Genomic DNA, 23,229 nt, shown 5'->3' on the forward strand with positions numbered 1-23,229 from the left:
AACCTGTAGAGTCCGCGTCCACCGCCCGTGACCGGTCGGTTACCGCGGGGAATTCCAGAGCCGTGAGCGGGGCGTAATTCCCCGCCGGGCTTCGCCGGCACGGGCCTAAACTGCCGGAGTGCCGGGGGGTAAGAGGCCTCCAGCCGTATTGGGGGCGGGGGGCGACCGGTACGGGGTTAAAGGCCGGGTACCGGGTAAAAAGGTCCCTCCCGTCCGGTGGACGGGAGGGGGTTGGTCTCGTTAAAACCCGGGCAGGCCGGGTTTTAGGTGTTATTTACTCATGCGGGAGGGTTAGGTTATTGCTCCACCCAACCGGGAACTGTACCATTATCACCCGGACCATTGTTATCGGCTACCCATATGTAGGTTTTTGGCTCTATTTCTCCATCACTCGCTACCGCAGAGCTATAGTCGCTCTTCATATAGAAATTTGGATAGAAAGGAGTGGTGGAGTAATCGCGGTAGTAAGCCTGATTATCGCCAATAACAATCTGGGGAGCATCACCGGTTCCACTAAGAAGATCGCCCTTTAGCGGAGTAGAATCGAAATCTCTGGAGCCACGCAGACTAATATATTGGCCTGCCTGGATAGTCAGTTTACCACCCCTTGCAATTGTCAAGGTTTGTGTGTATGTTGAGTCTGTTGTGTCTATGTCTTTTTGAAGATATAGAACAGCATATAAACTTGAGTCGTGGTTCTTAACCGTTGCTACACCGGCCAGAATATATTCGTTGTTGTTATAGGAGAACGTACCGCTTGTAAGTTCGAAATGGGGTGTAGTGCCGCCGCCACTAGGACCGACAAAAGGAGCAGAAACACCATTAACGATTGCCGTACCGCCAGCGCTCACGATGTTTTTCCCATTTCCGGTAAAGTTGACGCCTACACCAGCAGCAACGGTGGCGCCAGGCCCAACGGTAACCGTGCCTTCATTGATGCCGGTTACACCGTCTTCCAGGGTGTATTTACTATCAGTGCCACTAACATTGATAGTCCCGCCGTTGGTAAAGGAGGCGGCTGGAATCGTGGTACCACCCCCTGTGTCCTCCTTCGTCAACTTAAATTCGGCGCCAGTTCCAATGGCAATCGTGCCGGTATTGGTGGCGGCTGCACCGGCCGCCAGGGTGAAGGTGGTACTAACGCCGGTAACTGCGATAGTCCCAGAGTTGGCAATGGTTCCCTCCACCTCAAATTCGGCGCCAGTTCCAATGGTAATCGTGCCGTTATTGGTGACGGTTGCATCCTCGGCCAGGGTGTAGGTACCGGCAACTTCGATAGTCCCGTCGTTGGTAATGTCTCCCTCCACTACAAGTGTGGCGGTGCTCGCCACCACGATTTTTACGCCGGAATCAATTTTGAGTGAATCGATCGTCAGGGTTCCACTACCGCCAATGGTGACGGAGCCGTCGGCGGGGTTCGGGGTAACGGTGACGGTCCCGGTCCTAGTGCCGTCCTCCAACGCGGAGGCCGCGTTCGCGGCCAGCTCGGCCTTGGTGGGCGCGCTGGTGCCGCTGGCCCCCGTTGTCCCGGGGGGGGTAGGCGAAGGAGGATTTACGGTGCTGCTATCATTGCTGGTTCCCGTAGAGCAGCCCAAAATGAGGAATGATACACTTAATAGGGCGATCATTCCATAGACTAGTTTTTTGTTCATAACAACGTTCCTTAAAGTTTTGTTAAAGGCTGCACCCGGCAAGGGGCTAATATGCCGATTGCCGGATAGCCTGCCCGTCCAAACTGGACGGGGTTCGGTCCCTTAAAACCCGGACAAGCCGGGTTTTGGGTGCTCATGCGGGAGGAAAGTTATTGTTGTTTCCAGCCGGGAGTCACAGTAGTCGAAACATTATCGGCATCGGCGACCCATTTAAAGGTGGCGGTGGAACTAATAGAATTAGTGATGACACCTGAACCGTTATAGAAGTTACTGGTGGCACTGGCAACAACGATACTACCACCAGTACCAATAGTAATCGTGGCAGCAGAAGGAATATCAGTACCCAGTTCGCCAACAACTCCAAAGCTGACAAAGTTGCCATCATCATCAGTGAAATTACCCGTCAGGCTCAGCGCTGCTTCGAGAGTTAACGTACTGTTTTCCTTTATTAGAAAAACTTGGTCGCCCACATTGTTAAATGCACTTTTCAGTGTTACGGAACCCTCTACGATAAAAGAAGTGTTGTTAAAGTGAAACTTGCTGTCGGTAGGTACCACGAATATCATACCGGAGTCAGTGGCCCTACCGATAAAGGGGTCTGAGGCACCGTCGAAGTATACTTTACCGCCGCCTTCCACAATGACTATCCCGCTTCCGCCAAAGCGGACGTCTGCACCAATCGTAGCGGTGGCGTCAGGCCCAATGATAACCGTGCCGTTATTGGTGCCCTTTGTGCCGGCGGGCAGGGTGTAATCACCCTCCACTGTAATGGTCCCGGCGTTGTTAATGGTTCCATCGGCCGCCGCTGTAAATCCGGCGTCAGATCCAATAACAATCGTGCCGGTATTGGTGACGGTTGCATCGGCTTCCAGGGTGTAAGTACCAGTAGAGCCGGTAACTTCGATAGTCCCAGAGTTGGCAATGGTTCCCTCCACCGTAAAGTCGGCGTTATTAACGGTAATCGTGCCGTTATTGGTGACGGTTGCACCGGCTTCCAGGGTGTAGGTACCGGCAACTTCGATAGTCCCGTCGTTGGTAATGTCTCCCTCCACTACAAGTGTGGCGGTGCTCGCCACCACGATTTTTACGCCGGAATCAATTTTGAGTGAATCGATCGTCAGGGTTCCACTACCGCCAATGGTGACGGAGCCGTCGGCGGGGTTCGGGGTAACGGTGACGGTCCCGGTCCTAGTGCCGTCCTCCAACGCGGAGGCCGCGTTCGCGGCCAGCTCGGCCTTGGTGGGCGCGCTGGTGCCGCTGGCCCCCGTTGTCCCGGGGGGGGTAGGCGAAGGAGGATTTACGGTGCTGCTATCATTGCTGGTTCCCGTAGAGCAGCCCAAAATGAGGAATGATACACTTAATAGGGCGATCATTCCATAGACTAGTTTTTTGTTCATAACAACGTTCCTTAAAGTTTTGTTAAAGGCTATACCCGGCAAGGGGCTAACATGCCGATTACCGGATAGCCTGTCGGTCCCTAAAACCCGGACAAGCCGGGTTTTAGGTGTTAGTTGCTCATGCAGGCGAGGAAAGTTAATATTCCTGCCAGCCGGCCTTACCCGCATTCGCCCCACCGACATCATTGGTCCAGGTATAGGTACCAGTTACAGAACCTACTACAGCACCCGTAAGTCTGTCATAGAAATTAACAATGGTGCTGGGGTCGAAGCTAATAGTGCCGGTAATTTCAACCTGAGCGCCGGCAACGCCCCTAAGGACGGGGTTATCCGCAGTGCTGTTCTTCAACGTCAGGGTGTCACCAGAATCGATAATTAATTTACCAGCCTTTACGGTCAACGTTAAATTTGGCCTAAGCTCATAGTCTTCCGCGAGAGTTACGTTACCTTGCTCCACAGCAAAAAAACCATTGCCATAGGAGAATTTGCCCACGGGGGCGGTGGTGCTAAGTTGGAATGTCGATCCCGATGTACCGATAAGGGACGGACTGGAAATATCATCAGCGATTACCGTACCGCCGGCGTCCACGATGTTTATCCCGGTTCCGGCAATACGGACGCCTGAGGCAGCGCTAACGGTACCGGTACTCGCAACGGTAACCGTACCGTTGTTGGTGCCCTCTACGTCGGTGGCCAGGGTATAGGTACCCGCTACTGCAATGGCACCGGTATTGTTAATGGTTCCGTCTGCCGCCCCAGTCAAGGTACCACTACCTTGCACTTCAATAGTCCCGGTGTTGTTAAGGGTTCCGGTTGCCGCCACATTCAAGTTACCACCACTTTGCACTTCAATGGTCCCGGCGTTGGTAATGGTTCCCTGGGTTCCCGTCCCGTCCTGCACGGTAATGGTACCTGAGGGTACGACAAGGGTTGCCCCGCTGCCCACGGTAACGGGGGCGGAAATGGTGGTCCCGGTGACGACGGTGAGTTCCACACCGGAGGGAACGGCAAAGGGTTGGGTGATGGTTGTAGCATTGGAAATCCTGAGTTTACCGTTACCCGCGTCCACGACGGGGATGCCCAGAGAGGTCAGGGTGGCTGCCAGGGCTTTAGCCGATTCCCCGGGGCTGGGCCGCTTACCGCCGGAGTCGTCGAATGGGGAGCCTGGTGCCCCCCCATCGTCCGCCTCGGTGGGGCAGCCGATAAAAAACAATGATACGCTTAACAAGGCGATCATGCCATATAAAAGTTTCTTTTTCATAAAAACCTGCCTACTTATAGTTCCTGTTTTATCAGGTTTGTTCTTTGGCGGTTTTAACCGCTTTAGAACCAATCAAGGGCTGTCCGGACCTTTTCTGGTTCCGGACCGTCCATTTGTATCCGTGTCGGGGCCGCGCCCCAACAGGACGGTCCTGAAGGTTTTTCACGCTTTCAGGACTGCCCAAAGGGATGGTTAGGGGTTTCTCACACTAACACTCTGTGCCGCAATTTCTACGTCTGTAGCTGCTCCGATGATGGTTAAACTCGATGCCGGTAACGCGGCAAGGTCCCCTACGGTGGTTTCGAGCACTTCGTTATCGCCCCGGACGACGCCGTTTCCGAAGAGGGTGGCGTCAGCGGGACCGCATTCAAGGACTTTTTCGTGCAGGTTCGTTATGGAGAACGCCGTGGTATCGCTCAGGGTAAGCTTACCGGGGTTTGGTCCGTTGGCCAGGATGATCCGGTTGGCACTAGCATGTCCCTTTATCACTAAAGAGCCGTTGCCCAACAGGTCGAGGTTCACCCCCTCTATGGTAAGGAGTTTATTACCAGTACCGGTGGGATCTACCGTAATTATCGGGTCTCCCATATCGGGAACCACCGCGAGGGTTGCCCCGTTACCGGAGATACTATTCGCCCCGAGGGTTACCGTGCCGCCGGAGGCGGTCAGCCGCGATTCCGCGGCGGAGCCGGTTATTGTCGTATTCCCAAGGGTGACGACATTGGTGGCGGCGAAGGCGAGAATACCGCCATCCGCCAGGGTCAGGGACCCGGAAGTAATAGCACCATTAGTACCAAGGCGCAGAACGCCCGGTACCAGGAGATTGCCGCCGATACTGGTTGTCGCATTCAGGGCCAAGGTCTTGTTACCCACAAAGGTTGCAGGATCATCGGCATCGCCGGGCAGCTCCGTGCCCGCCCTCAGAATCCCGGTGATATTTATGATTACCGGAGTCCTGCCCGCGGCAAATACCGGGTTAGTGCCCACCAGGATCTGCTTGCCGGCTCCAAGGGTTAGGGATGTGGCCAGGGTAATTCCCTGCTCGTAGGCCAGGGTAACATTGCCATCCAGAACCGGCGCCGTGGCGCTTAATCCGGCGGTAAATTCCGTATCGCAGGCAATTATGGTGGCGCCCGTAAGGGTGGCCGGACCGCCAAAGACTATCTTGCCTGATCCGGCAATGCTGTCGTCAGGCGAAGCGGAACCAAGGGCGACACTGGCGGTTGTAGAACCCATGAAGTTAATGACGTTCTTATTGGCCGGGACTTTAAGAAAGTTGGCAACAAGGGTGGTGAGGGGGGCGCCGCTGACATTGACGCCAAAGTTCCGGGTAAAGTTTATCTCCCCGGTATTGGTGGTAACCGCGATCGGGCTCGTAACCAGCGGGGTACCAAGGTTTAGGACCCCGCTGTTCTCCGCAACCCTAACACCACCAGAGATCTGACCGCTATTACCGGTATTAAGGTTTATGGTCCCTTCGTTATTAGTAACAACGATACCTGGCGCCGCGATATCCGGGGAGGTAATGGTTATGGTCCCGGCCTTGGCATTCTTGCTGTTGGGGCTGGTGATACCAAGCCCGCCGGTGAAGGAGCCGGTGGTCGAAATGTCGAGGGAACCGGTATTTTGCCCCGAGATGGTAACAGCACTGTCAAAGATGGGGGCGGTAACGCTGACGGAACCGGCATTGTTACCGATGAAAAAGCTGCCGAGGGCGTCCATCTCCGGAGTCCTTACATCAACCTTTCCCGACTCGACGACCGTGCCGATGCTAAGGTCGGTAATTTGCGCCGCATCACTGATCGTAACCGTCTCGGGCCCTTCGATCCGGTTGATGGTAAGCTGTACAGAGTTACCAGCGCCAGCCCCCGGTCCCAGGATGGTGATGGGGGTGGTCCCCTTGACCGTGCCTAATTCTATTTCTCCGGCAAGATCCGGCAGGCCCAGGGTTACGTTCCCCGGAGCGCTGCTGGTCAGGATGGAATCGGCGGTAAATGTGAAGTTGCTACCCACTGCGCCAAACGTTGTGGAGTTATTTTCGGTAAGATCCACCTCCCCCAGCGCGATAAGGCGGGGTGTACCTGGCTGATTTCCATCGCCGGGCGCTCTGGATGCCGCGTTCACCGTAATCTTGTCCAGTATGTAGAGGTGCGTAACATGGGGGGCGACATTACTAAAATCCGGACCAAGTTGAAAACTGGGTACCGCAATATGGCGGTCGGTTCCCTGGACGTTTATAAGGGGGTCAGGCATATACTTAACCTTAAAGCCGCCGGTAGAGGTGGCTGTATAAATATGTTCCCCATCCCCGTTGTAGATAAAAGTGCCGGTACCCTCTACGGTTATGGTGGCATCCTGCGCAAAGCTGAGGGTTGAACGAGCGGCATTAACAATTACCCTATTGTTATTATCACCAATTACCCTTATGCTGCCCTCTACCCGGACCGGGACATCGCCAAAATCGGCGACCGTGGGTAAGGTGCCGGTACCTACTATCTTCAGTTGATCCGTCAGGACGACGGAGCGGCCGGTTGATTTTGCCGAAGCGACGGCCCGATCCACGTCCTCATAGTCGGCGGTGCCGAACAGGTGGTTTTCACTGTAAAGGGCGGTGCTTCCCCCGTCACTATCCGTGGCCTGGGAGCAGCCCGTCAGGGCAAACAGCGCCGCCAGTAACAGGACAACACTGCCGAAAATTATCTTTTTCTTCAACATAAAACACTCCTTAAAGTATCCGGAACTATGCCGGATGATTTGTTTCCCGCGTTGCCGGGCCTGGCCCTGCATGTTTGGGAATTCCGGCCTTAGTTGTTAAAGGTCGTACCGGATTTGGAAAGGGTGACGGCGGCGCCGGCCACGATGCTCACATCCGCGGCTGAAACATCCCGATGGGCCACGGACCAGACATTCTGGGTCGTCGTGGCAGTGGGCGAGGTTAAGCCCACAAAGCCCCCGGACAGGGTAATATTGTCGCCGATCTTTGACCGGGTGGTTTCTACTCCGCCTTCCCCGTTGTTCAGGGTAATTTTGCCCCGCTCGGTTAATATCACCCGGCTGCCGGCGACTATACTAATGATACCATTGGTGGCCAGATTAAGGTTCGCCTGCTCCAGGGAGAGGATATCCGCCGTGGCCAATCCGAAGGTGGGAACGCCCGCCGTTGTGGACAGGGTTGCCCCCAAAACACTCCCCGCGATCTTGTTGTTCCCCAGGGTAATGGTCCCACCGCTGGCCTTGAGGGTGGAAGTCCCGGTAATCGTCGTATGCCCTATATTAATGGTCCCGGTGGTAGTCGAGGGGGAAATGAGGGACCCCCCGTCGGCCACGGCCAGGTAGCCGAATTGGGTAGGACCATCCGTATTCGTTCTCAGGGTCACCCCGCTAATCGCCAAGGCAGCCTCCGGGGCTACCTGCAGGATACCGTCGGTTATGCGAAGATCATCACCAGCCAGGGTAAGCCTTTTTGCGGCGGGTATCCCGTTGGCATTAGTTGGGTTACCGGGAGCGGTCAAGGTTACCGAACTACCACTGTTATTGAAACGGATTAGTTCCACCGTATCGGGACCGGCGGTCAATATTGGCGCGACAATAGGGTCCCCTCCCCGGGGGGTAAACCGTACGGAGATGATTTTACCCGCCCCCAGGAACAAAGGATTCTCATCGCTAGCAAGGGTAAGCACCACCTCGTGTTCCAGGGTAACATTCCCGAAGAGCTGTAAAACCGCACTGGTGCTGACGCTGCGGTTAAACACCACATCCCCGGCTATGGTCGATACCGCGCCGCTAAGACTAAGAGCAGAACCACCCACAGTAGGAGGAGAATCAAAGGTAACCGTGCCGGTACTCGCGATATCAATCACATCGGGATCGGCTGTTCCGGAAAATTTGATGCTGCCGTCGCCGCCCCTGATGATAATATCTCCGACAGCGCCTAAAACCTCCAGGGTTCCCGCCCCGGTAAGTTTACCCGCTATGGTAAGAGCGCCGGCGGTCTCCTGGTCGATGATGAAATTCTTCTCCGCAGCCACGTTAATATTGGGGATAAGTGTCGGGTTCGGAGCGGTACCGGCAGGTACGGGTACGACAACGCCCCCTTTACTGGTGGTCAGGGTGGAGCAGGTACCTAAAGTAATAGGACCCCCTCCCACTATCACGCTGTCAGGGGGTGTTCCGATAACATCCACGGTTCCCAGGGCAGTGAGGATTAAATTATCCTTGGCGGGGATCCCGGGGCCCGGGTTTGTGGCGCTGCTGTCGATGACCAGCTCATCAAGCACGAAGAGCCTAACGAGTTTCTCGGCGTTTATCCGGGCGTCAACCCCGTTGGGGTTGGTGGAATAATCGTGGTTTTGTTTGGATCCCAGCTTAAACCGTTTTACCGCGGCTTTGATGGCGGTAGGCATGATGGTTTCCAGGCTTTCCGCATACTCCACCAGGGCCTCGACATTAACAGGCTTGGTATTCTGACCGGGCCGGTGAATGTATTCGCCATTAATCAGAATGAAAGATCCGGTTTCGCCCCAGGCTACATCGGCGTCAACCACACTCACCGTGCCGTTAGGAAACCTTACCAGCCCATCGATCCTGACCTGGGCGTTTTTAAAGTTTAAATGCCCGGGGCCGACAATGGTAAGTCCATCCTCCAGGACGATGGGCTCCCGCGCGGCAACCGCCCGGTCTATCGCCTCCTGGGCTTGATAGGGGGATACGGCAGATCCGTAGATCCGGTGCGCATACTGCAGTCCGGAACTACTATCGTCATCGACGGATGTGGGGCACCCCGTCAGAGTGATCAGCGCCGCTAAAAACAGCACCGCACTTCCAAAAATTAGGCTCTTTTTCAACATAAAGCCCTCCTGTATTTATAGTCACCCGGTCATAACAACCAGATGGCGGAAGCGCCCCGAAGGACGCTTCCAAATAAAAAGAGGACTATACGCATTGAAAATCAGCCCCGGATGGGGTATCATTACGATGCGTTTAGCAAATCCCCGTGGCAACGCGCATTCCGCCAAGAAAACCGTTGCCCCGGGGCCCTCTTTTTAAGGACACCGTCAAGGAACTTATCCGAACCATTCAGATAGTCCCGCTTATCTATAACCCGGCATTAACCGGCATAACCATACTCCCGGCGGCCAAACCGCCACAACAACCCCTCTCTCAAACCCCATACTGATCCGAGGATAAAAAAAAACAAAAAAGTAATATTTTTTTTAACAAAAATTGCTTTTTCGTCCCTACCTGGCACGGTTCTTGCTGGGGGGTAAGAAACTGAAAATGGAGAATTGAAAATGAAAAATAAAGAGGAAGGAGAAGTTTGGTGTGAATAGAAAATAGTATGGTCTGTCATGGCTTCCTCCTTTTATTTTTTGCCGGTTTGGGCCGGTCCCTTTTCCATTATTTACCTACACATTATTATATCACGTTTAGTCCCAAAAATCTCGTTTTTTTTAAAAATTTTTAAAAAAAATGCAAAAAAACGTCAAATTTCAGCCCCCCTCGCCAAATTCACCCAAAAAGCGCCCTCCGACGCCGGGTACCATGGCCTTATAAAGAATTTAACCACAAAGGCGAAGAAGGCGCAGAAGGCGCAGAAGGAAGGAAGGAAGGAAGGAAGGAAGGAAGAAGAATTAAGAGTTAGGAGAGAGAAATGAGGAGTGAGGAAAATCTCCTCTCTCCCCTCTTCGTTCGTGGTGTTCGTGTAGTTCGTGGTTAACCCTCTTCGCTCTTAATTCCCTTCTTCCCTTCTTCCCTTCTTCCCTTCTTCCCTTCTTCGCCTTCTTCGCCTTTGTGGTGAATTCTCTTTTATGTAATCTTCGTGGTCGAATCCTCTTCCCCCTTCACGCGGTAAATATCAGGAAATCGCTGATGCCCGGAGTTTTTCCTGGTGGGCCAGGACCTCGTCCAGGGGCAGGGGGCTGGTCCTGACCGGGGCGCAGGGTTTTCCGTTTTCATCCTGGATGGAGAGACCGCTGTTTCCGATTACCTGGGCGGCTTCTTTTATGGGGAAGATCCCGGTTTCAAGGTATTGGGCGATAAAGACCGAAAGACTGTCCGCGGCGCTTTGTACGGCCCCGGCATAGATATCGGGAACAGACCGGGAGTCGGGCTTATCCCCGGTTCCGGGGTGAAACCAGGTACGATGCGCTAAATTAAGATAATCAATGTGTTTGGGGAGGTTTTCAGGATAAAGATAGGGGATCGGAATCTCCCCTATCCAGTCAGGAGCTTCCTTTCCCCGGAGCCGATGGTTCATAGAGGTTTTACCGGGATCGGTATAATGGTAAAAGGTAGTACAATCACGGAAGGTATTTTCTATGCGTTCCTTAAGTTTAGTATCCCTACCGGCCCGCTCGGGAAAGGCGGCGATCAGAGCCTGGGCAAGGAGTTCTTTGAGCCCCGACGGCGGGGCCTCGCAGACAGAAACCAGCAGCGCCTCCTGATCCCAGGATGAGACCGGCCGGCCCCGGAGGTACTCCAGCATGAGGACATCGAGGATCCGCTCAAAAAAGGCATGGGCGGCTTTTCCCAGGGACGAAACCTGGTCCTGGTCCAGGGATTCGGTGGGGACCGGGAAGACTAAACCGGATTTATACACGATGTAGGGATGGGCCAGGCGATCCAAAAAAGCATGGGTCATAAACCCCAGGGCATAGGCCCCCAGGGCGTTGATCCCCATTTCCCGCCGGAGCATACGAATATCCTCCGCACTCGGAGGAGGGTCCGGCAGGGCCATCTTGAGGAGGGTCGCGGTAAAGATCCCATATCCCCGGCGGTGCAGCAAGCCGCCGTATTCCAGGGCGACCGGCCTGGTCATCTGGCTATGGTAAAAGATATCCGGTCCCTGGCACCCCAGAATAAAGGGGGTCTGATAATCTATTTGTATCTTTTTCAGGGCCTTTTCGGCTACTATTCCAAACCGGGAATGGATGGCAGGGTACATGGCACCTATCACATCCTCCCCAAAAAGGGTATGCAGAATCTGGGACGGCATATCTATAAAGATACCACCTAAACATTAAATGGCATACGGAATTTAAGAAAAATTTACCACAAAGGCGAAGAAGGGAATTAAGAGAGGAGTTAGGAGATTTTCCTAACTCCTCATTTCTCTCTCCTAACTCTTCTTCTTCCTTCTGCGCCTTTGTGGTCGATTTATATTAGGGTATAAAGCTTTTTTTTTGCGGCGAAGAAGACTTGAACTTCCATGCCTCTCGGCACCAGCACCTCAAGCTGGCGTGTCTACCAAATTCCACCATCGCCGCATTAATTGCAGTATAAGGATAGCCCAATCCGCATATTCGTGTCAATAGATCGCATGGCCTAATCAGTAATTCTCAGTCTAAAACAACCACGAGCTTTTGCTTCGATATTCCGGAATTTATACCTGAATTCTCGCCTTTGTTCGTGTGGTTCGTGTAGTTCGCGGTTAAATTTCTTCGCCTTGGCGGTCAATTTATAAAGAAATTCCGTTTTTTATTTTAAAATCTTGCATAACCTTAATTTTATTAAGACCAAAACATGGTTTTTTCCCCTGAAATGACTGATATATAAAGCAGTGCATTAATAAAGGATGAGGGATGAAGAAGGTAAAAAAAAGGAAGGGCTTGCGCGGTTTGCATTTTCCTCCTTTGCTTGCCATCCATTGCTCATGGTTCATTTTTTTTGCCCTCCTGCCCCGGGGGGCTGACGCCCAAACGACCCCGGGGGATATTTCGGCGGCGATCATGCCCTTTGTGGGGGACGATTTGGCCATAAGCGCCCAACTACAGGACAAGACCACCGGGGAAGTAAACGCCCTATCAGGCTATATCCCCCAGCCGTTTTCCGCCGAACAGTACCCCGAATACCTTAACTTGCGCCCGGATGAGCCCCCGGATCCGTCCCTGCTGGGAAACTCGCCATTTGTCCTTACCGGGGAATATTACGTTGACAGCGACGAATTAGAGCATTTTCAACTCTGGTTGTGGGTCAGTAGTACCGGGTCCCTGGTGTATACCGATGAAATGGTTTTTGAAAATATGGAGGAGGCCGAGGGCTATCTGCCCCCGGTAGTCAAGTGGATCTTCTCCAATATAGCGCAGCCGGCGGCAGTAGCGCCGGAAATAATAGTAGCAATACCGCAGGAAATGACATCGGAAATACTGGTGGAAATACCGCAGGAAGTAACCGTGGAAATAATACCGGAAATAGCGCCGGAAACGGTGGAGGAACCGGCGGAGGAAACGGCGGAAGAAACCATCGCCGAAGGGGATACCGGCGGAGACGGTGAACACCCTGCTTCCCCAAGGCTGTATCTGGGGCTGCGGGGAGGCGCTTCCTTCAACACCTATGAAATCCGGGGAACCGGGACGTATCAATCCGGCGCGGTTAAAAGTATCGGCCTTGAAACCGCTTTGGCTGCGGAACTCAGGATCCTGCGTTTCTTAAGTGTGCAGGCAGAGGCGGCCTTCAACCTGGAATACTTCAAGCCCTCTATGTTGAAACACTGGGGAAGTGAGGAAATTTTTACCAGTGACCTGTATAGGGTGATGTCCTTCCAGGTTCCCCTCCTGGTAAAATTGCCCCTGACCTTTGAACAATGGAGGCCCTCCGTTTACCTTGGGCCGTATATTATGCTGCCGCTCTTACCGATAAAAAATACGGAAGGTTCATATTTCTACCGGATAAATCTGCCCATCGGTATTATCTTTGGAATGGACCTGGGCTATACCCTGGGTCCCGGAGAACTCTTTCTCGATCTGCGGTACGAGATGGACCTGGGCATGACCATCGTGCGGGCCACTTCTTTTCAATACACCCAGAACCGGATAAGTATGACGTTGGGGTATCGGTTTGGACTATGGAACCGGCAGAAAGTTCCTGCGGCGCTTACCCCCGAGGAACCAGCGCTTAATCCCGAGGAATCCGTGTTTAACCCTGAGGAATCCGTGTTTAACCCCGAGGAATCTATGTTTAACCCCGAGGAATCTATGTTTAACCCCGAAGAACCTATGTTTAGCCCTGAGGAACCAGTGCTTAATCCCGAAGAACCTATATTTACCCCTGAGGAACCACTGGTCCCCTACACGGAGTAGCTGCCAAACCATCCCGCGCGAAATTTGAAGGGAAGTTTCCGCGGTTCTAAAAAACCGAAATTCTGCCCATTTTTGTAGTTTATTTTGAAATTTAGCATAAATTTAAGCTTATTTATACAAAGATTTTGTCTTTAACCGCTGAATTTATGATCAATAGAAGCAGTGGGGGGGAAAATAATGGCAGCAACGTTGGACAGCATAAATCGGAGAAATAGAGTGAGCTATAGAGTAACCCAAGGACTTGATGTTACGGATAAGGGGACCAATTGGCTTTCCCCCTTTTTGACGGAACCGGAAAGGAAAAATCAACAATTAGGGAAGTCCAGCGGGCGCGGTTTATGCTCTTTCCTTCGGCTTGGCGGCTTATGCGCAATGTTCTTGGTATTTCTCCTCTTGTTGGCGGGCTGCCCGTTGGATATGGGAGAAGATGTCATTCGTCCCCGGGAGGGCTTTGGAGACGATAGGATAAGCGGCATTATTCTCATCACCGACTACAATCTGCAAACCTATGTGCCCATCCCCGTGGCAGGAGAGAACCCGGTGTGGGCGATACGGAGCCGGGCGGACGTGGAAGTGGATGTGACATGGTATCGGGAGACGACGCCGAATACGGATACCTGGGATCCTATGACGGTGGGCGATTCCTTCGAATCAGGGATAAAGTATGGGGCGGATATTACCCTGCGGGCGATGAAGGGCTTTCGTTTTACTTCGGCGAGGAATTTCCGCTACGAACTGCCCACGGTGGTGGAAGTGCAACCCGGTGACAATCAAGGCGCCTCCGAGAGGACCCTAACCAGGGTCTCCTACAAAAAGGCAGCCTCGGCCGCGCCCGTAGACTACTTTGACCTGACCTACCGGGTACCGGCCCCCGTGGCGGGATCGACGCCGGTATCGACCATTACGGGCGCAGGGCAGTATACGGCCCTGGTAACCTGGACGAAGGCGGATGATTCGCCTATGGAGCCCGGGGACTTCATGTCGCAGACCGCGTATAAGGCCAAGTTACGACTGACGGCGGCATCGGGCTATGCCTTTGATCCCCCGGCGGATATGCGGTTTTTTCATTTGGGCAGTGACCCCGTAACCGACGGTACCAGTGCCAGTACCAGTCTGGCCTTTAAGGAACTGACGCCGGCCAAGAAGGTGGGGGAGGTAACCATCATCTTCCCGGCAACCTCCGTACTGAAGGCGGTGACGGTGACGGATCTGGACCTGACCAGCAAGCTCCCCAATCCGATCAAGGGCAGTATACCGGAACTGTATATTTCTTCTCCCCAGTATATGGGAACGATAACCTGGAGCCCGGCGGATGGCAATTTCCAGGCCGGTACGATCTATACGGCCAAGCTTGCCCTGATCGCCCTTTCCGGACATACCTTTACCGGAATAGCGGCGGATGCCTTTCTCCACCGGGGAGCGGACAAGCGGGTAACGCCGAACCCGACTAATGCCGCGGATAGCGGCACGGTAACGATTGTATTTCCGGCGACCACCACCACCAAGGCGGTTTCGGTGACGGACCTGGACCTGAGCAACAAGGTCCCCAAGCCGGTCACGGGAGGTACGCCGGCGCTGGTTCTTGCGGCTTCCCAGTATACGGGAACGATATCCTGGAACCCGCCGGACAGCATCTTCCAGGTCAGTACGACCTATACGGCCACGATTACCCTCGCCGCCGCTCCGGGCTACACCTTTACCGGGGTGGGGGCAAACACCTTTATCCATAGCGGGAAGGACGGGTCCGCTGCATCGAGCCTGGTTAATGCCGCGGACAGCGGTACGGTAATGATTTTGTTCCCGGCGACCACCACCACCACGGCGGTTCCGGTGACGGACCTGGACTTGACCAACATGATAGCCGCGCCGGTCCGGGGAAGTACGCCGGTACTCTACCTTTCCGGACCCCAATATACGGGGGTAGTAAACTGGACCTCCGGTCCATCCTCCACGACGCCCCTTGCCGATATTTTTGATGGCGACACGGCCTACACGGCCACGGTTACCCTCACCGCCGTTTCGGGTTACACCTTTACCGGGGTGGGGGCGGACACCTTTATCCATACCGGGAAGGACGGGGCCCTTACGCCGAACCCGTCTAACCCTGCGGACAGCGGTAAGGTAACGATTGTGTTCCCCGCGACCGCCGAGGTGAGCGCACTGAAAATAACAGACATAGACCTGAGCAGCAAGATCCCCCGGCCGGTTACCGGGGGTACCCCGACACTGTACCTTTCTACGCTGCAGTATGCGGGGACGGTAAGCTGGCTCCCGGCCCACGGTATTTTCCAGGCCAACATAGCCTATACCGCCACGGTTACCCTCACCGCCGCTTCGGGCTACAGCTTTACCGGGGTGGGGGCGAACGCCTTTATCCATACCGGGAGGGACGGGGCCCTTACGCCGAACCCATCTAACCCTGCGGGCAAAGGTAAGATAACCATCAAGTTTCCGATGACCACCGCCGGGAGCGTGAACAAGGTGACCGATCTGGATTTGACCCGCAAGATCCCCAAGCCGGTCACCGGGGGCACGCCGACACTGTATTTTTCCACTCCCCAGTATACGGGGACGGTGAGCTGGACCTCAGGACCCTCCAAGACGGCCCTTACCGGGCTCTTCCAGGACAGTTCGGTCTATACGGCGGAGGTTACCCTCACCGCCGCTTCGGGTTACAGCTTTAACGGGGTAGGGGCGGACGCCTTTACCCATACCGGGAAGGACGGGTCGGTGACACCGAACCCGTCTAACCCTGCGGACAGCGGTAAGATAACCATCAAGTTTCCGGTGACTACCGGGGGGAACCTGTCCACGGTGACGGACCTGGATATGTCCAAGTGGATACCGGCCCCGGAGGTGGGGGCGAGCGCGGTTCGATCCTTTGTCTCCCCGGAATACATAGGAAGCGTGAAATGGTCGCCGGCGACGGGGATCTTCAAGAACAGCACGATATATACCGCGGAGATTACCTTGTCTGCGATCCAGGGGTATTCCTTTGAGGGGAGCCAGAGCTTTGTCCATCCCGGGGTCGACCCAGGGGGGATAAGTTCCGGCGCCGATCCGGGGCATCCCGGGGATAAGCGGTGGCACATCGTGACCATCAAATTCCCGGTCACGGACCCAGTGGTCATCAGCGACTACGACCTCAAGAACTACCTGAGCCTTCCGGTGAAGGGAGAAAAGCCGCAGGTCCTTATTACCCACGAGGGGATTGATCAAACCGCGACCACCGTAAAATGGACGTGCTATCCCCCGGACTCCGCTATATCGACGGACCCGGACTACGTTTTCATCTCCGACCAGGAGTATCAGGCAGAGATAACCCTGCAGGTGGCCACGGGCTATATCTTTGACGGAACCCGTCCTTTTGACTATCCCAACGAGACCGATGCCAATGTGTTGGACAGTCCCTCCAAGAAGGACACCAAAAAGAGAACTTTCACGGTGATCTACACCAATCTCCTGGAGGTGGAAGGCTTCGCCGCCCCCAAAGGGAGGAGCCTCATAGACAAGCTCGTCAGCAGCCGCCAGCAGGCCGGCCTGTATGTGGAGATCAAGCCGGGCACTGAAACGGTAGCCTTTGGCACTGACAGCCTCCTCCAGGAAGGTTTAGTCCTGCGGCAGAATTCGACGAGCCCTCGGACGGTTACCATCGACGGCAACCATCGGGAAGTGACCCTGGGGGGAACCGTAACCAACGGAAGGCCCCTTATTACGATAGAGTCCCCGATTACCCTGATCCTGCGGGATATTACCCTGCGGGGTGCGCCGGGCAATACCGCCCCGCTGATCAAGATCTACCGGGGGGCAACCCTTATCCTTGAGAAAGGGGCCCTGATTGTCGGCAATACGAATATGGGACGAAACAATGATGACGCCGGAGGGATACTAATCAACGGAGGAATACTGGAACTGAGAGGCGGGACCGTCAGTGGTAACAGCGCCGGGTCGCCCAATATGGCCGGCGGCATTTCGATGGACGGCGCGGGGGGGGGCACCATCCTCATACAGAGCGGGACCATCAGCGGCAACAGCGCCAGCGGGAGCAGCAGCGGCGGCGGCATACGTGTCAGGAGTGGAAAACTCATCATGGAGGGTGGGACCATCACCGGGAATACCGGGGGTGGGGTCCTCCTGCTGGAATGGTCGGACTTCCTCATGACCGACGGAACCATCACCGGGAATACCGGCGGCGGCGGCAATATCCTGGTCAGCAACTACAATGCGAAAAGCGTCATAAGCGGCGGAACTATCGACATCCTGCGGGTTGCGGAGACCAGAATCGTGGAGATCCGGGGAGATACGGGAACCACCGGCAGTCCGTCGATAAGGCAGAGAACCCCGCCGGCGCTGAGCATAAACCGGGTGGAACTCCTGGCCACCCCCTCCGCGGTCAACCACGCCCAGATCACGCTGAACGGGATCCTGCCCGCGAATCTGATCATCGATGTCGTAAGCCGCGACACCCAATCGAACCAGGCGTTTGACCGCCGTACCGTCTACGGCCAGTTGGGGAACCGGGCTCTGCTCCTGGGCAACACCAACACCAACAACAGCGGGAACTACCTGCGGTTCACCTATGCCGGCAACTCCGGCGTCTTTGGCAGCGATGGGAAGATAGTTCCCTAAAGCCCGGGAACCCCCGCGGGGGTTCCCGGCTCCTGCGGGGCATTTGAAACCGCCCCGTAAAAATAAAAGATCCTTCCTTCCTTGCCATGCAAGGAAGGAAGGAACCTCATTTCATCGCCAAGATACCTTAGTCGGGCAACCCGGATTTGAACCGGGGACCCCAAGTCCCCCAGACTTGTACGCTAAACCAACTGCGCTATTGCCCGGCTAAGGGATCTTTCAACTGAAATTTTCCGTTTATACCTTACAACTAATGGGTATAGCATGTCAATATAGGAATCCAGCACAAACCTATCGTCAGTCCGGCCATTCATCCCGCATTTTTTTTATTTTTTTACCATGCTATTAAAGCAAGGCGCAGGACAATGCCATTACTAGGGTGGAGGTATCTATGATAAAACAGCTTTTAGGATGGTGCCTGGTCCTGACGGGTTTATGCGGCGGGGCGTGTTCCACCGAATCGGCGATACAAAAGGCCCTGGGCGTTCGCGCCTCGTCGCCGGTATTCCTGGGGTATAAAGCGGTTTCTCCCGCGGAGATCGACTTTCAGTTTTCTCTGCCCGTAGAAGTATCATCCATGGTTTTTGATCCCACCCTGGATGTTAAATCCGTTACCGGGGGTACGATGGTCCAGATCTATCTGAACCGCCCGGCAGCGGCAGGGGAGCGGATAACGGCTAATCTATTGGTAGAGGATGAGGGGGGGAATACCCTGGATGTGTTGATCCCCTTCAGAGCCCGGAATGACCGGCTCCCTTCCTTTACCATTACCGAACTCCGTACCGACTATTCAAAGCCCAAGGCCGAATTTGTGGAGATAAAAACCAAAACCCCCGGAAATCTGGGCGCCCTGCGTTTGTTTTCGGCAAGCGCCGGTATGGATGCGCCCATATGGGAATTTCCCCCGGTGGAAGTGGGGGGAAATGAGTACATCGTGATCCACCTGCGGAGCATAGAAGAGGGCATTGTGAACGAGACCGGTACGGACCTGGCCGCTTCCGGGGGGACCGACGCTTTGCCCACGGCCAGGGATTTCTGGGTCCCGGGCGCCGCCAAACTCCTTCATAAGACCGGCGCGGTGTTTTTTCTGGACCAGGATGACCAGATCCTGGACGGAGTTTTACTCTGCGAAGATGATGCGGGATGGTCAAAAAAGGAATTTATGGGAACCGTGGTGGAATTACTGAGCAGCCAGGGGGCATGGATCGGTACCGAGGGGGGTGTACCGGGCCCCCAGGACGCGGTGGTCAGTAAGGGCGCCACCGCCACCAGAAGCATTTCCCGGAAAGAAGCCCTTCCCGACACCAACAGCAAGGCGGATTGGTATATCACCGCGACGAGTAAGGCGTCACCGGGGAAGCCGAACAACCCCGAAGTGTATGTTCCCAAATGAGCGGTCTACCTTGTGGTCGAATGCTCTTTCTCCCCTGTATCCGGTGGATAGACCATTAACGGCGGGCGGGGCTCTTATCCGGGGGACGTAATTCAATCGGCCGCATGATTTTATCCACCGAATCAAAAAGCACGATATTGTTCCGGCCCCGGACCTTTGCATCATAAAGGGCTAAATCCGCCCGGCTGTATAACTCTTCCACCGTATCCTCTGAACCGCCCCGCATGCGGTAAACCCCCAGACTTACGGTAATATAGGGGGCTATGGGGGATTTTTCATGGGGAATGTTGAGATCGATAATCCCCTGCCTGATTTTTAATGCGATCCGTTCCGCTTCGACCAGCCGGTTTTCAGTCCCCATGATGATAAATTCCTCCCCGCCGACCCGGGCGGCATAAAGCCGCTCCTCATCGGTGATCTTTTTGAGTACCTTACCGATGGCCTGTAATACCACATCGCCCTTGGGATGCCCATAAAAATCATTGTACCGTTTAAAGTAATCCACATCCAGCATGATAATAACGATAGTTTGATGTATGTGCTGGCATACGGAGATATAAAAATTCACCGTATCCATAAAATCCCGGCGGTTCCCGATCCCGGTCAACTCATCCCTGATACTCTCCTCCCGGAAACGGTTGCGTTCCTTCTCCAGGCGCTGGGCGGCTATCATCTCCCGGATAGACACATAGGACATATACCAGCTAAAGGCCGCGCCGATCATGGCCGCGACAACAATGTTTATCAAATCGGCGATCCATATAGAAAAGGACTTAACCTCTATGGCCAGGGAGGAGAAAAGCAGTATGATCACAAAATTTATTAAAAGATTCCACAACGGATCTATCACAAATATGATCTGGGAACATATAAAAAAGATTAAAAAATTGATCGCCTGAAATTCCGGCCGGTCAACGATCCCGATATAAATGCCAAAAAACATCAATCCGGCAAAAAAAATAATAATTCCGGAATATACAAAAATATCCTCGCCTTTTTTGTGCTTCCGTACCCATTGGGCATAGAAAAAGGTGCTTAATTCCCATGCCTCAACGCCCATATAAATTAAAAATTTATACATTGATTTTTGAATAAGCAGGGGATAAAGTGAAAAAAGCATTACGATAAGCGTCGAAGCCAGGCTGATAAGTACCAGGCTCCGGGCATTATGATTAACGATACCCTTGTGACAGCCCTCTATGGCCTCTTTCGAAACATTGTAATACTTCCATCGATAAAAAATAGAAGTAATTCCCTTCTCCTTAAGGATGTTTTTTTAAATATAATACATTCTGGAAGGTTTTCAAATTTATGGGGCTTTCCCACGAGCAAAGAAGAGACGAGACAAGAATTCGACCACGAAGGCGCATAAGGCGAAGAAGAGGGAAAAATGAGTAATAATTCGTGGGGAGGGTTTCATACCCCGCGGATCTACCGCGCTTCTAAGGGTATGAAACCCGGCACCACGTCCTACAATCCCAGCAGGTACTGATTGAGGATGTTCTCAAGCCGTTCCTGCTTACCGCTGGTGATTCCCGCCTTTCCGTATTTGGAGCCGAGTTTGGCCAGATCTTCAAAGGAGAGTTCCCCCTTATCAAATTTTGCCCCGTCCCCGGAATTAAAGGAGGCGTACCGCTTTTTGACAAAAGCGCTGAGTTTTCCGTCATCGATGATCCGCTGGGCAATCTCAAGACCCACCGCAAAGGTATCCATTCCGCCGATATGGGCTTCAAAGAGGTCTGCGGGATCTATCGAATTCCGGCGTATTTTAGCGTCAAAGTTGAGTCCCCCCGAGGTAAAGCCCCCAACTTTGAGGATGGCGTACATGGCCAGGGCCGTCTCGTAGTAACTCGTGGGGAATTGATCCGTATCCCAGCCGTTCCGGGGCTCGCCCCGGTTTGCGTCCACCGACCCAAAAAGCCCCAGGGCAGCGGCGGTTTCCAGTTCATGGGCAAAGTCGTGGCCCGCCAACTCCGCATGGTTCGCTTCGATATTAAGCCGGAAATCCTTGTCCAGGCCGTAATACCGGAGGAAGCCTGCTACGGTTTCTACGTCGTAATCGTATTGGTGTTTGGTGGGCTCCATAGGTTTGGGTTCGATATAAAAAACCCCCTTAAAGCCCTGCTTGCGGGCATAATCCCGGGCCGCCCCTAAGAATTTCGCCAGATGTTCCTTTTCTTTTTTTAGATCCGTGTTGAGGAGGCTCATGTACCCCTCCCGGCCGCCCCAGAAAGTATAGCCCTGGCCGCCTAGTTCTATGGTAACATCAATGGCGGCCTTAACCTGGGCGGCAGCCAGGGCCACCACGGAAAATTCCGGGTTGGTCGCGGCGCCGTTCATAAACCGGGGATGGCTAAAGAGGTTTGCCGTACCCCACAGGAGTTTTATCCCCGTGGCCTTTTGCAATTTTTTCGCCTTTGCCGCCAGGGCAAAAAGATTTTTTTCACTTTCCGCGGGGCTTTCCCCCTCCGGGGCGAGGTCCCGGTCATGGAAACAGTAAAATTCCGCCCCCAGTTTGGTAAAAAACTCAAAGGCCGCATTCAGTTTATGCTCCGCCGCCTCCAGGGGGCTTTTGGCATCCACAATCCAGGGATGGGGATGGGTGGGCGCCCCAAAGGGATCCGACCCGTCGGCACAAAAACTATGCCAATAAGCAATGGCAAAGCGGAGATGATCCTTCATCTTTTTTTTGCCGACCTTTTTTTCCGCATCATAATACTTAAAGGCCAAGGGATTATCGCTTTTAGGTCCCTCGTAGATAATTTTTCCGATACCGGGGAAATATTCCTTATTCCCCACATAATACTCCGCCATAGATACCTCCCAATGGTTTTCGAATTCTTTTAAGCAGCCGGACCCGTCCGTGTTTGTTATCTATGATACCCCTCTTTGCGGAAACCAACCATAGGAAATATTGACAAATCATATCTATTATTGATATTTTTTTTTATGCGGATAAAAGACATGGTCCATGTTTATAAATTGGAGGGGGGGGATAAACTCGCCTGGCATGGACGGTACCATACCCATGATCCCGGGGATTATGAGGTGCACCTTTTTCTTGAGGGTAACGGCCTTTTTCTGCTGAACCGCTCCAAATTTATCATCCAGGGAAACCGTCTTTTTTTAACCAAACCCCGGGAATTCCATTCCATCCTGCCCGACGCGGTGCGGCGGCCCATCAGTTATTACGCCATCCTTTTTGAGCCGGATCCGGCGGCGGCCCCGGACCGGGAGCTCATCTCCCTGATTGAGGCCCGGGACCTGGCTGCCTACCGAAACACCGGTATTGAGGGCCGGGAACGGTTTTTGGTGGAAGAACTCTACCACCTGACCCGGGATACCGGCCGGGAGCGGGCCGCGGAATATCTATTACTGAGCTTACTCTACCGCTGGTATGGGGCCGCCCCCGCAGTGTCCGGAGAAATTGTCCCGGACCGGAACGCCCGGGGGGACCACACGGAACGGGCGCTGGCGTTGATGGAAAAATCGATCCGGGAAAAAATCGACATAGGGTCCCTGGCCCGGCGGCTTAACCTTTCGGAGGAACATTTTATCCGGCTTTTCCATAAAAAGTTGGGGATGTCCCCGTTTCAATATTTTATCCGGCTTAAGATCGAGGCGGCTTCGGCATACCTGGTGGATACCAACCTTACCATTGCTTCGGTGGCGGAACATTTTGGGTTTGAAAATCCCTTCCATTTTTCCCGGGTTTTTAAAAAATGCACGGGCCTTTCCCCCCGCCACTATCGCGGGACCTTTTCCGGCAGGGGGGTAGAGTAAGTACCCGCGCGGGTCCTAAGCAAAAACAGACCGGGGC

Annotated in this window: 14 protein-coding genes and 2 tRNA genes; 5 read left to right on the forward strand and 11 right to left on the reverse strand. The window is 54.0% G+C overall.

Features of this window, described 5'->3' with window-relative positions:
- Positions 1-296 precede the first annotated feature (296 nt).
- From LQZ21_RS07805 to LQZ21_RS07830, 6 genes are all read right to left on the reverse strand, one after another.
- Positions 297-1,652: an autotransporter outer membrane beta-barrel domain-containing protein gene (locus LQZ21_RS07805; protein WP_411043722.1), complete on the reverse strand. Its 1,356-nt coding sequence runs from the start codon at positions 1,650-1,652 to the stop codon at positions 297-299.
- A 149-nt stretch (positions 1,653-1,801) separates the two neighbouring features.
- Entirely contained in the window at positions 1,802-3,049 is a 1,248-nt protein-coding gene (locus LQZ21_RS07810) for a hypothetical protein (protein WP_411043723.1), read from the reverse strand.
- Positions 3,050-3,185: 136 nt separating this feature from the next.
- Entirely contained in the window at positions 3,186-4,310 is a 1,125-nt protein-coding gene (locus tag LQZ21_RS07815; RefSeq protein ID WP_411043724.1) for a hypothetical protein, read from the reverse strand.
- 192 nt (positions 4,311-4,502) lie between these two features.
- Positions 4,503-7,025 carry a beta strand repeat-containing protein gene (locus LQZ21_RS07820; RefSeq protein WP_411043725.1) on the reverse strand — a complete coding sequence of 841 codons (2,523 nt, stop codon included), beginning with the start codon at positions 7,023-7,025 and terminating at the stop codon, positions 4,503-4,505.
- Between the two features lie 89 nt (positions 7,026-7,114).
- Positions 7,115-9,157 (reverse strand): hypothetical protein, encoded by a 2,043-nt coding sequence (locus LQZ21_RS07825; RefSeq protein WP_411043726.1) that lies wholly within the window; start codon positions 9,155-9,157, stop codon positions 7,115-7,117.
- Positions 9,158-9,417: 260 nt separating this feature from the next.
- Positions 9,418-9,660, reverse strand: a complete 243-nt coding sequence (locus LQZ21_RS07830; protein WP_411043727.1) for a hypothetical protein — start codon at positions 9,658-9,660, stop codon at positions 9,418-9,420.
- Between LQZ21_RS07830 and LQZ21_RS07835 the strand changes: the two genes are divergently transcribed.
- Positions 9,659-9,964 carry a hypothetical protein gene (locus LQZ21_RS07835; RefSeq protein ID WP_411043728.1) on the forward strand — a complete coding sequence of 102 codons (306 nt, stop codon included), beginning with the start codon at positions 9,659-9,661 and terminating at the stop codon, positions 9,962-9,964. The two genes, LQZ21_RS07830 and LQZ21_RS07835, sit on opposite strands and share 2 nt — an antisense overlap.
- 200 nt (positions 9,965-10,164) lie before the next feature.
- Here LQZ21_RS07835 and LQZ21_RS07840 read toward each other — a convergent pair whose 3' ends face one another.
- Entirely contained in the window at positions 10,165-11,304 is a 1,140-nt protein-coding gene (locus LQZ21_RS07840; RefSeq protein WP_411043729.1) for a hypothetical protein, read from the reverse strand.
- Between the two features lie 188 nt (positions 11,305-11,492).
- Positions 11,493-11,575: transfer RNA gene (locus LQZ21_RS07845), tRNA-Leu, on the reverse strand.
- Positions 11,576-11,890: 315 nt separating this feature from the next.
- On the opposite strand from LQZ21_RS07845, the gene LQZ21_RS07850 reads away from it, so the two are divergent.
- On the forward strand, positions 11,891-13,387 hold the full coding sequence (locus LQZ21_RS07850; RefSeq protein ID WP_411043730.1) for a porin family protein: 1,497 nt from the start codon (positions 11,891-11,893) through the stop codon (positions 13,385-13,387).
- A gap of 372 nt (positions 13,388-13,759) precedes the next feature.
- Positions 13,760-18,016: a hypothetical protein gene (locus tag LQZ21_RS07855; protein WP_411043731.1), complete on the forward strand. Its 4,257-nt coding sequence runs from the start codon at positions 13,760-13,762 to the stop codon at positions 18,014-18,016.
- 131 nt (positions 18,017-18,147) lie between these two features.
- Here the strand turns inward: LQZ21_RS07855 and LQZ21_RS07860 are convergent.
- Positions 18,148-18,222, reverse strand: a tRNA-Pro gene (locus tag LQZ21_RS07860).
- A gap of 185 nt (positions 18,223-18,407) precedes the next feature.
- On the opposite strand from LQZ21_RS07860, the gene LQZ21_RS07865 reads away from it, so the two are divergent.
- Positions 18,408-19,409, forward strand: coding sequence for a lipoprotein TP_1001-related protein (locus LQZ21_RS07865; protein WP_411043732.1), 1,002 nt, complete (start codon positions 18,408-18,410; stop codon positions 19,407-19,409).
- 55 nt (positions 19,410-19,464) lie between these two features.
- Here the strand turns inward: LQZ21_RS07865 and LQZ21_RS07870 are convergent, their stop codons facing one another.
- Positions 19,465-20,469 (reverse strand): GGDEF domain-containing protein, encoded by a 1,005-nt coding sequence (locus tag LQZ21_RS07870; protein WP_411043733.1) that lies wholly within the window; start codon positions 20,467-20,469, stop codon positions 19,465-19,467.
- A gap of 410 nt (positions 20,470-20,879) precedes the next feature.
- Complete coding sequence (gene xylA, locus LQZ21_RS07875; RefSeq protein ID WP_411043734.1) at positions 20,880-22,223, reverse strand: xylose isomerase; 1,344 nt, start codon at positions 22,221-22,223, stop codon at positions 20,880-20,882.
- Between the two features lie 135 nt (positions 22,224-22,358).
- Here xylA and LQZ21_RS07880 point away from each other — a divergent pair, with 135 nt between their 5' ends.
- Positions 22,359-23,192, forward strand: coding sequence for a helix-turn-helix domain-containing protein (locus LQZ21_RS07880; RefSeq protein WP_411043735.1), 834 nt, complete (start codon positions 22,359-22,361; stop codon positions 23,190-23,192).
- Positions 23,193-23,229 lie beyond the last annotated feature (37 nt).

Origin of the sequence: Treponema sp. TIM-1 (genome assembly GCF_046533115.1) — a bacterium.
In the GTDB taxonomy this organism is placed as follows: Bacteria; Spirochaetota; Spirochaetia; order Treponematales; family Breznakiellaceae; genus JAIRMO01.

What these genes read in the sequence shown, in the direction of transcription:
- LQZ21_RS07805 (WP_411043722.1), bottom strand. Translation starts at nt 1,652, where the DNA reads ATGAACAAAAAACTAGTCTATGGAATGATCGCCCTATTAAGTGTATCA.
- LQZ21_RS07810 (WP_411043723.1), bottom strand. Translation starts at nt 3,049, where the DNA reads ATGAACAAAAAACTAGTCTATGGAATGATCGCCCTATTAAGTGTATCA.
- LQZ21_RS07815 (WP_411043724.1), bottom strand. Translation starts at nt 4,310, where the DNA reads ATGAAAAAGAAACTTTTATATGGCATGATCGCCTTGTTAAGCGTATCA.
- LQZ21_RS07820 (WP_411043725.1), bottom strand. Translation starts at nt 7,025, where the DNA reads ATGTTGAAGAAAAAGATAATTTTCGGCAGTGTTGTCCTGTTACTGGCG.
- LQZ21_RS07825 (WP_411043726.1), bottom strand. Translation starts at nt 9,157, where the DNA reads ATGTTGAAAAAGAGCCTAATTTTTGGAAGTGCGGTGCTGTTTTTAGCG.
- LQZ21_RS07835 (WP_411043728.1), top strand. Translation starts at nt 9,659, where the DNA reads ATGGCTTCCTCCTTTTATTTTTTGCCGGTTTGGGCCGGTCCCTTTTCC.
- LQZ21_RS07830 (WP_411043727.1), bottom strand. Translation starts at nt 9,660, where the DNA reads ATGACAGACCATACTATTTTCTATTCACACCAAACTTCTCCTTCCTCT.
- LQZ21_RS07840 (WP_411043729.1), bottom strand. Translation starts at nt 11,304, where the DNA reads ATGCCGTCCCAGATTCTGCATACCCTTTTTGGGGAGGATGTGATAGGT.
- LQZ21_RS07850 (WP_411043730.1), top strand. Translation starts at nt 11,891, where the DNA reads ATGAAGAAGGTAAAAAAAAGGAAGGGCTTGCGCGGTTTGCATTTTCCT.
- LQZ21_RS07855 (WP_411043731.1), top strand. Translation starts at nt 13,760, where the DNA reads ATGTTCTTGGTATTTCTCCTCTTGTTGGCGGGCTGCCCGTTGGATATG.
- LQZ21_RS07865 (WP_411043732.1), top strand. Translation starts at nt 18,408, where the DNA reads ATGATAAAACAGCTTTTAGGATGGTGCCTGGTCCTGACGGGTTTATGC.
- LQZ21_RS07870 (WP_411043733.1), bottom strand. Translation starts at nt 20,469, where the DNA reads ATGGGCGTTGAGGCATGGGAATTAAGCACCTTTTTCTATGCCCAATGG.
- xylA (WP_411043734.1), bottom strand. Translation starts at nt 22,223, where the DNA reads ATGGCGGAGTATTATGTGGGGAATAAGGAATATTTCCCCGGTATCGGA.
- LQZ21_RS07880 (WP_411043735.1), top strand. Translation starts at nt 22,359, where the DNA reads ATGCGGATAAAAGACATGGTCCATGTTTATAAATTGGAGGGGGGGGAT.